Below are 6,492 nucleotides of genomic sequence, written 5' to 3' on the forward strand. Positions count from 1 at the left end.
AGCCGCGTGGCGGTCCGCCGTCGTCAGACGGTCGGCCGCCACGCGACTCGGTCGACGAACAGCGCCGGGACGAGGGTGTCGTCGGACCCGACCGACCAGTCCGGGAAGTCGAACACGGCGATCATGGCCTGGAGCGGGTAGCCGGGCGGGTGCGGCGTCCGCCGGACTTCGACACCATCGACGAGATGGATGGCGGCGGCGGCATCCCACTCGACGGCGTAGGTGTGCATCTCGGCAGGATCGATGTCCACCCGCGGCGACACGAAGTCCTCGACGAGGCCCGGATCCCGGAAGGCATGCACGCCCATGCCCACCTCGGCCGTGGTGCGACCCCCACTGGCCCTCACGGAGCGCCCGAACACCTCGACGACGCACAGCTCGCCGCACCGTTCCGGCTCGTCCTCGAACCCGACGAGCCAAGCAGCCGCCATGGAGCGAGGAGAGAGCACCATCGCGCAGCGGATCTCGAATCGCCCACTCTCCATGAGCAGCCCCTCGAACCTGGGCTGCTCTTCACGGACCGTCTGGCCGACCCGGAACGGCTGCTGGCCTCTCGTGCTGCCGATGGGTCCGGACTGGTTGCCCGATTGCACTCCCGACACGCGCAGCGGCGGTTCATGGTCATCGGGACACCAGAGCGGGTGCTCGGCCGGTATCTCGAGCGTCAGGCACGAGCCGGAGACGTGCCACGTTGCCGCCGCCTCGCGCCGGGAGCTCCACGCCGGAAGGTAGGCGGGCAGCCAATGCCGGACGTCGAGTTCCGGCACGTCGAAGTCATCGATGAAGGTGCCGTATGCCGCTGGGCTCGCTCGCGACGTCCCGCCGGGTGCGCCTTCGGCTGGGTCATTCCCGCCGGTCACGGTCATCACATCACCTCGGTGTCGTCGGCTCCGATCGAGCGGGCGGAATCGGGGTTGGCGCCGGCTCGGGACCGTTGGCCCGTGAGGAGGAACGTCTGCATCGGCCCCTTCCCCTTGACGGCCACGGTGCCCCGCCGCCGGATGACGAACTGCTCCCGGAGCGCTGCTGCGACGCGTTCCGTCACCTGGATCTCGCCGGTCAGCCCGTGCGACTCCATCCGGCTGGCGGTGTTGACCGTGTCGCCCCACAGGTCGTAGATGAACTTGCGTCGACCGATGACGCCCGCAACCGCCGGCCCGCTGTCGATCCCGATCCGAAGGGCGAGCCAGGACTGGCCGGTCGCGAGGGCAATGGACGCGAGCTCTTCTCGCATCGCGAGTGCGGTCCGTGCAACCGCCTCAAGATGGTCCGGACGTGGCTTCGGCAGCCCGCCAGCGGCCATGTACGCGTCCCCGATCGTCTTGATCTTCTCGACGCCGTGCACATCCGCAACGCGGTCGAAGGCGGTGAAGATCCGGTCAAGAAGCGCGACCAGCTCCTGAGGGGGCAGCACCATGGCGTGCTCGGTGAAGTTGGCCAGGTCAGCGAAGAGCACGCTGACGCTGTCATAGTGCTCGGCGATGACGCCGTCCTCCTCCTTGAGCCGCTGGGCGATGGGCGAGGGCAGCACGTTGAGCAGCAGCCGCTCGGAGCGCTCCCGCTCAAGCTCGAGCGCGGCCCGGACCCGCTCGCGCTGTTCGACGAAGTAGCCGAGCATGACGAACGCGCTCAGGGTCACTCCCATGACATTGAGCACGAAGAAGGTGACGACGAAGGCCGAAGGGAGCTCGGCGGGGTGCGCCGCGAACCTCGGGTCCAGGATCGCCAGCAGCACCACCCAGAGGAAGCACGCTGCCAGCCAGGCGAGTGCCCGCCTGACTCCGAGCATGGCCAACGCCGCCAACGGGGTGAAGACCGCCCACAGCACCATGCCGCTCGATGCCACGACGCCGCCGAGCGCCGCCTGCAGCAGGCCCGGGAGGATGAGGAAGGCAACGAACTGGGTCGTGCGGAAGATGGCGAAACGTCGAGTCCTGGCCAGCACGACGAGTCCCACCACTGTCAGCACCTGGTAGGCGGCCGGAATGGCGGCGGCCACCGGGTAGCCGTAGAGGAGGTAGGTCAGGACCCAGACGAACGACAGCAGCGCGATGAGCACAGATGCCAGGATGAGCGTCCCCTTGCGGAGCCGTTCGTCCTTGGTGTCAGCCGGATTCGCACCAATGTCCGCCAACGCATCGGTCAGCCGCAGCATCCACGGTCTGCCGGCGTGATGCGCTGCAGGCGGAGCAGGGACCGGAGTGGCCACCATGATCAGTCCACGGACCCGCCGCGCGCTGCCCGCAGGATCGCAGCAGCGGAGACGTCGATGTCGTCCTCGGTGGTCGTTGCGTTGGACACCGACACGCGGATGAGCCGCCGGCCGCGCCATGTGGTGCCGCCGACCCAGCACGTCCCGTCGCGTTGGACCCGGCCGATGGCCGAGTCCGTCTCCTCCTCATCCCCGACCCGAACCAGGACCTGGTTGAGCACGACGTCGTTGACGATCTCCGCTCCCCCGGCGGCCAGGCGGTCGGCCATCCGCCGGGCGAGGGCACATGAGCGCTCGACGAGGTCAGCCACGCCCGACGTGCCGAGCTCCTGCAGGGCGGCCCAGACCGCGAATCCTCTTGCCCTGCGGCTCGACTCGGGCGTGAGGTCACCGAGGACGAAGTCGGAGGTCGCTCCTGACCCGCTGAGGTAGGGAGCACGGTACGACATCGTCGCCGCATGGAGGCTCGGGTCGGCGCAGAAGGCGAGGCCGCAGTCGTACGGCACGTTGAGCCATTTGTGGGCATCGGTCCCCCAGGAGTCCGCGAGCTCGACACCATCGACGAGGTGGGCGTAGTTCGCGCTCGCTGCGGCCCAGAGGCCAAAGGCGCCGTCGACATGGACCCAGGCGCCGCGTTCCCGTGCAATGGGGACCGCGGCGCGCAGGTCATCGCACGCGCCGGTGTTGACGTTGCCGAGCTGGAGGCAGACGACCGTCGGTCCACCGTCACCCTGGTCAAGGACCAGGCGCAGCGCGTTGACGTCGATGGCTCCGTTGCCATCGGTCCCGACGGCCTCGATGCTCGCGGTCCCGAGGCCGAGCAGCTGAACCGCCCGGTCAATGGTCGCGTGTCGCTCCTCGCTCGCGACGACGCGAACCCGTGGTGCACCGGCCAGCCCATCGCGGGAGACGTCCCACCCGGCGTCTGCCAGCACCTTGTTGCGACCGATGGCGAGCCCCACGGTGTTCGCCCCCTGGGCGCCGGTGACGAAGCCCGTCGAGGCCGAGTGGGGCAGGTGCAGCAGTTCCTTGAGCCAGGCTCCCGCAGCACGCTCGGCTGCGGCCGCGGCGGGTGAGAGCACCTCGTTGTAGGCGCACTGGTCCCACCCGACGGCGAGCAGGTCGGCGGCCGAGGCGGCCGGGGACGCGCCCCCGATGACGAACCCGAAGTACCGGGGGCCGACCGTTCCCACCAGACCCGGTTGGGCAGCGGCGACGAGCCGCTCGACGACCTCGGCGGCGGGTGTCGGATCCGTCGGCAGCGGTGCGCCGAACGCCTGGTCGAGCTCGACCCGACCCGTCGAGGGTTGGACCGGGAGATCACCGACGCTGCGCCGGTAGTCGGCCGCGACCTGCGCGGCACGGGCGAAGAGGAGCGGCAGATCGGCGTGCACACGACTACGGTCCTCCAGCCTCGACCGCCGCGCACGGCTTTGCCGAGATCACGGATGGCGGCGACCGGAGGCGCACAATGAGCGTCATGCGGCAGACGATCGACCGGCTGCGCCTGAACGACGGAACCTCGGTCAGCTATGCGGTCGCCGGGAGCGGCCCGCCGCTGGTGTACCTGCCCGGTTGGGTTTCACATGTCGAGCTCGGATGGGCGTTGCCGGTGGAACGTCGCTTCTACGAGTCCTTGGCCACCGGACGGACGCTGATCCGGTACGACCGGCCTGGCTGCGGCCTTTCCGATCGCGCTCCTGTGGAGGACCTCGTCGAGCTGGAGATGGACGTGATCGGCGCGCTCTACGACGCCCTTGGTCTGCAGCGAGCCGACCTGCTCGGCACATCAGTCTCCGCGCCGTTGGCGGTCCACTGGGCGGCGCGCCGTCCTCAGACGGTCGACCGGCTGGTGCTCTACGGCGGCTGGGTGCAGGGTGACCGGGTCGCCAGCGCGGAGCTCCGCGAGCACGTGCTCGGTCTCGTCGAACACCACTGGGGGCTCGGATCGGAGATCCTGATCGACATCTTCGCGCCTGGCGCCGACGCTGCGGTCCGCCAGTCGTTGGTCGTCCACCAGCGTTCCTCCGCGTCAGCCGAGACCGCGCATCGCGTGCTTGCGGCGGGCTACCGCATGGACGTGGCTGATGACCTGCCACGGGTGACAGCCCCCACGCTGGTCATCCACCGCGGGGACGACCGGGCGGTTCCGTTGGCGGAGGGGCAACGGTTGGCGGCCGGGATCCACGGCGCCGAGCTGAGGGTCCTGCCGGGCCGAGCACACCTGCCGTTCGTCGGCGACGTCGATGCATTGACGAACGCCGTTCGGCACGGTCTGGGCCTGACGCCGTTGTCCCGCAGGTCCAGCCCGTCCCTCACACCGCGCCAGCGAGAGGTCGCGGCCCTGGTCTCCGAGGGGTTGTCCAACCGACAGATCGCCGAGCGGTTGGTCATCACCGAGCGCTCCGCCGAATCGCACGTCGAGCGGATCCGGGCCCGGCTCGGGTTCCGTTCTCGCGCTCAGATCGCCGCTTGGTACGTGACGAACACGGCCTAGCAAAGTGCGGTAGTTCCACTGCTGCGTCCTTCCCCCTCGCACGCCGACCATGAGAGTCATGAAGCGCGCCCTGCTCGTCACCTTCGCGGCCGTCGCGTACGCCTGGTTCCTCGCCGACATCGCCTGGTCCATCGCCTTTCTCGCTGATGTCGGGAGCCTTGGGATCAGCCACGGCCCCAGCACCCCGACGATCTGGGCCGTCCTCATCAACCTCTCCCTGCTCGGGGTCTTCGCGGTTCATCACTCGGTCATGGCCCGGGAGGGCGCCAAACGGCTCATCACCCGCGTGGTCCCGGCTGCCGCCGAGCGCAGCACGTACGTACTCGCCGCGGCCGCTCTTCTCGCGCTTGTCCTCTGGCAGTGGCGGCCCATCGGCGGAACGGTCTGGGACATCTCCGCGCAGCCGTGGCAGCTGCTGCTCTGGGCCGGGTACGGACTCGGGTGGCTGGTCGCGGTGGCGGCCACATTCATGATCGACCACGCCGACTTCGTCGGCCTCCGGCAGGCGGCCAGCCGGCCCGGACACTACCGACCACCAGTGTTCCGGGAGCAGTGGCTGTATGCGTGGGTACGGCACCCGCTCATGCTCGGGCTGCTGATGGCCTTCTGGATCACACCCAGGATGAGCATGGGACACCTGCTCTTCGCAGCAGCGTCCACTGCGTACATCGTCATCGGCACCCGGCTGGAGGAAGGCGCTCTCCGTCGCCGCTACGGCTCCAGCTACGAGGACTACGCCACCCGGGTGCCCGCCCTCATCCCCGGACCGCGGCGAGCAATGCGCAGCAGGGCCACGGAGGTGACCAGGTAGGCCGAGATGGTGACCGAATACAGCAGCAGGGTTGCGAACGATGCACCCGAGGTCGCCGGTATGGCGGGCAGGAGCGCGGCCACGATGAGGACGAGCCACGCCGTGCCGGTCTCGCCGCGTCGGCGCAGCGCTACGCCGAGCACGACCAGCAGGCTGATCCAGCAGAGGACGGCCACACCGAAACCGACCGCGTGCACCATGCTCGCGGTCGTCAGCACGGCGGGCGGTCCATCGGGCGTCCCGGCAGGGAAGCCGTAGGAGGGCTGCGGCGCAGCCAGTCCGGCGACGATCTTGCCGGCGCCGACCCCGACAGCTGACACGAGGGCCACCTTCCCGACGCGTCCGCCCACCACGGCGGCCAACCCTGCGCCGGCGGCAGCGAACAGGACTCCGACGACGACGAAGACGACGGACTGGATCCAGCCGGGCGAGCCGATGAGCAGGAAGCTGAAGGCGTGCTTGGTGACGTCGAAGCCGTCCCTGAACGGCATCTGCGCCAGGGACGCGAGGACGAAGAGCGGCCCGGCGACAGCTCCTGAGCGAAGCAGCAGTCGGGTGCGCTCAGATCGTTGAACGGTCAGGACGGGGATCGTGGAGGTGGTGGTCATCTCGACTCCTGGGTGGGTGTGGTTGGACACCCTCATGTCGAGCCGGGCGAAGAGGATTCGACACCTCGAGATTCGAATGACGTTGCCGCCATCGGCGCGATGGGTACGGCGTGCCCATGACGAACGACAGCAACGACTACGACCAGGACTCCGAGCCAACGATGAACGCACCCGAGGAGGGACGCCCGGACGGTCTTGAGGCGCTCAAGGACGACGCGGACACCGGTGCGACTCAGCCGCAACACTCCGACGCCGAGGTGCTCGAGTCACAGGAGGAGGAGCAGCCCCCGGACGAGTGAGCCTGCGGCCGTTCGCCGGGATCATGCGAACGATCCAAGGACCAACGATGCCGTATGCCGCTGAG

General features: G+C 69.3%; 7 protein-coding genes. 3 read left to right on the plus strand and 4 right to left on the minus strand.

Going from position 1 to position 6,492, the window contains the following annotated elements:
* Positions 1–23: 23 nt before the first annotated feature.
* Genes VJN29_RS17515 through VJN29_RS17525 form a run of 3 tightly spaced genes read right to left on the minus strand, consistent with a single transcriptional unit; the run spans position 24 to position 3,606 of the window.
* Positions 24–866 (minus strand): glycoside hydrolase family 16 protein, encoded by an 843-nt coding sequence (locus VJN29_RS17515; RefSeq protein WP_324144922.1) that lies wholly within the window; start codon positions 864–866, stop codon positions 24–26.
* Positions 866–2,155, minus strand: a complete 1,290-nt coding sequence (locus tag VJN29_RS17520) for an adenylate/guanylate cyclase domain-containing protein (RefSeq protein ID WP_324144923.1) — start codon at positions 2,153–2,155, stop codon at positions 866–868. The genes VJN29_RS17515 and VJN29_RS17520 overlap by 1 nt, the downstream gene beginning before the upstream one ends.
* 59 nt (positions 2,156–2,214) lie before the next feature.
* On the minus strand, positions 2,215–3,606 hold the full coding sequence (locus VJN29_RS17525) for a pyridoxal phosphate-dependent decarboxylase family protein (RefSeq protein ID WP_324144924.1): 1,392 nt from the start codon (positions 3,604–3,606) through the stop codon (positions 2,215–2,217).
* Positions 3,607–3,692: 86 nt separating this feature from the next.
* On the opposite strand from VJN29_RS17525, the gene VJN29_RS17530 reads away from it, so the two are divergent.
* Both VJN29_RS17530 and VJN29_RS17535 read left to right on the plus strand, forming a co-directional pair.
* The gene (locus tag VJN29_RS17530; RefSeq protein ID WP_324144925.1) at positions 3,693–4,709 is read left to right on the plus strand and encodes an alpha/beta fold hydrolase; all 1,017 of its coding nucleotides are present in this window, start codon (positions 3,693–3,695) and stop codon (positions 4,707–4,709) included.
* Between the two features lie 58 nt (positions 4,710–4,767).
* Positions 4,768–5,520 (plus strand): isoprenylcysteine carboxylmethyltransferase family protein, encoded by a 753-nt coding sequence (locus VJN29_RS17535; RefSeq protein ID WP_324144926.1) that lies wholly within the window; start codon positions 4,768–4,770, stop codon positions 5,518–5,520.
* Here VJN29_RS17535 and VJN29_RS17540 read toward each other — a convergent pair.
* Positions 5,442–6,128 (minus strand): DUF998 domain-containing protein, encoded by a 687-nt coding sequence (locus VJN29_RS17540; protein WP_324144927.1) that lies wholly within the window; start codon positions 6,126–6,128, stop codon positions 5,442–5,444. The genes VJN29_RS17535 and VJN29_RS17540 overlap by 79 nt on opposite strands.
* Positions 6,129–6,244: 116 nt before the next feature.
* Here VJN29_RS17540 and VJN29_RS17545 point away from each other — a divergent pair, with 116 nt between their 5' ends.
* Entirely contained in the window at positions 6,245–6,427 is a 183-nt protein-coding gene (locus VJN29_RS17545; RefSeq protein WP_324144928.1) for a hypothetical protein, read from the plus strand.
* Positions 6,428–6,492 lie beyond the last annotated feature (65 nt).

It is taken from the genome of Intrasporangium sp., assembly GCF_035280925.1.
Taxonomy (GTDB): Bacteria; Actinomycetota; Actinomycetes; order Actinomycetales; family Dermatophilaceae; genus Intrasporangium.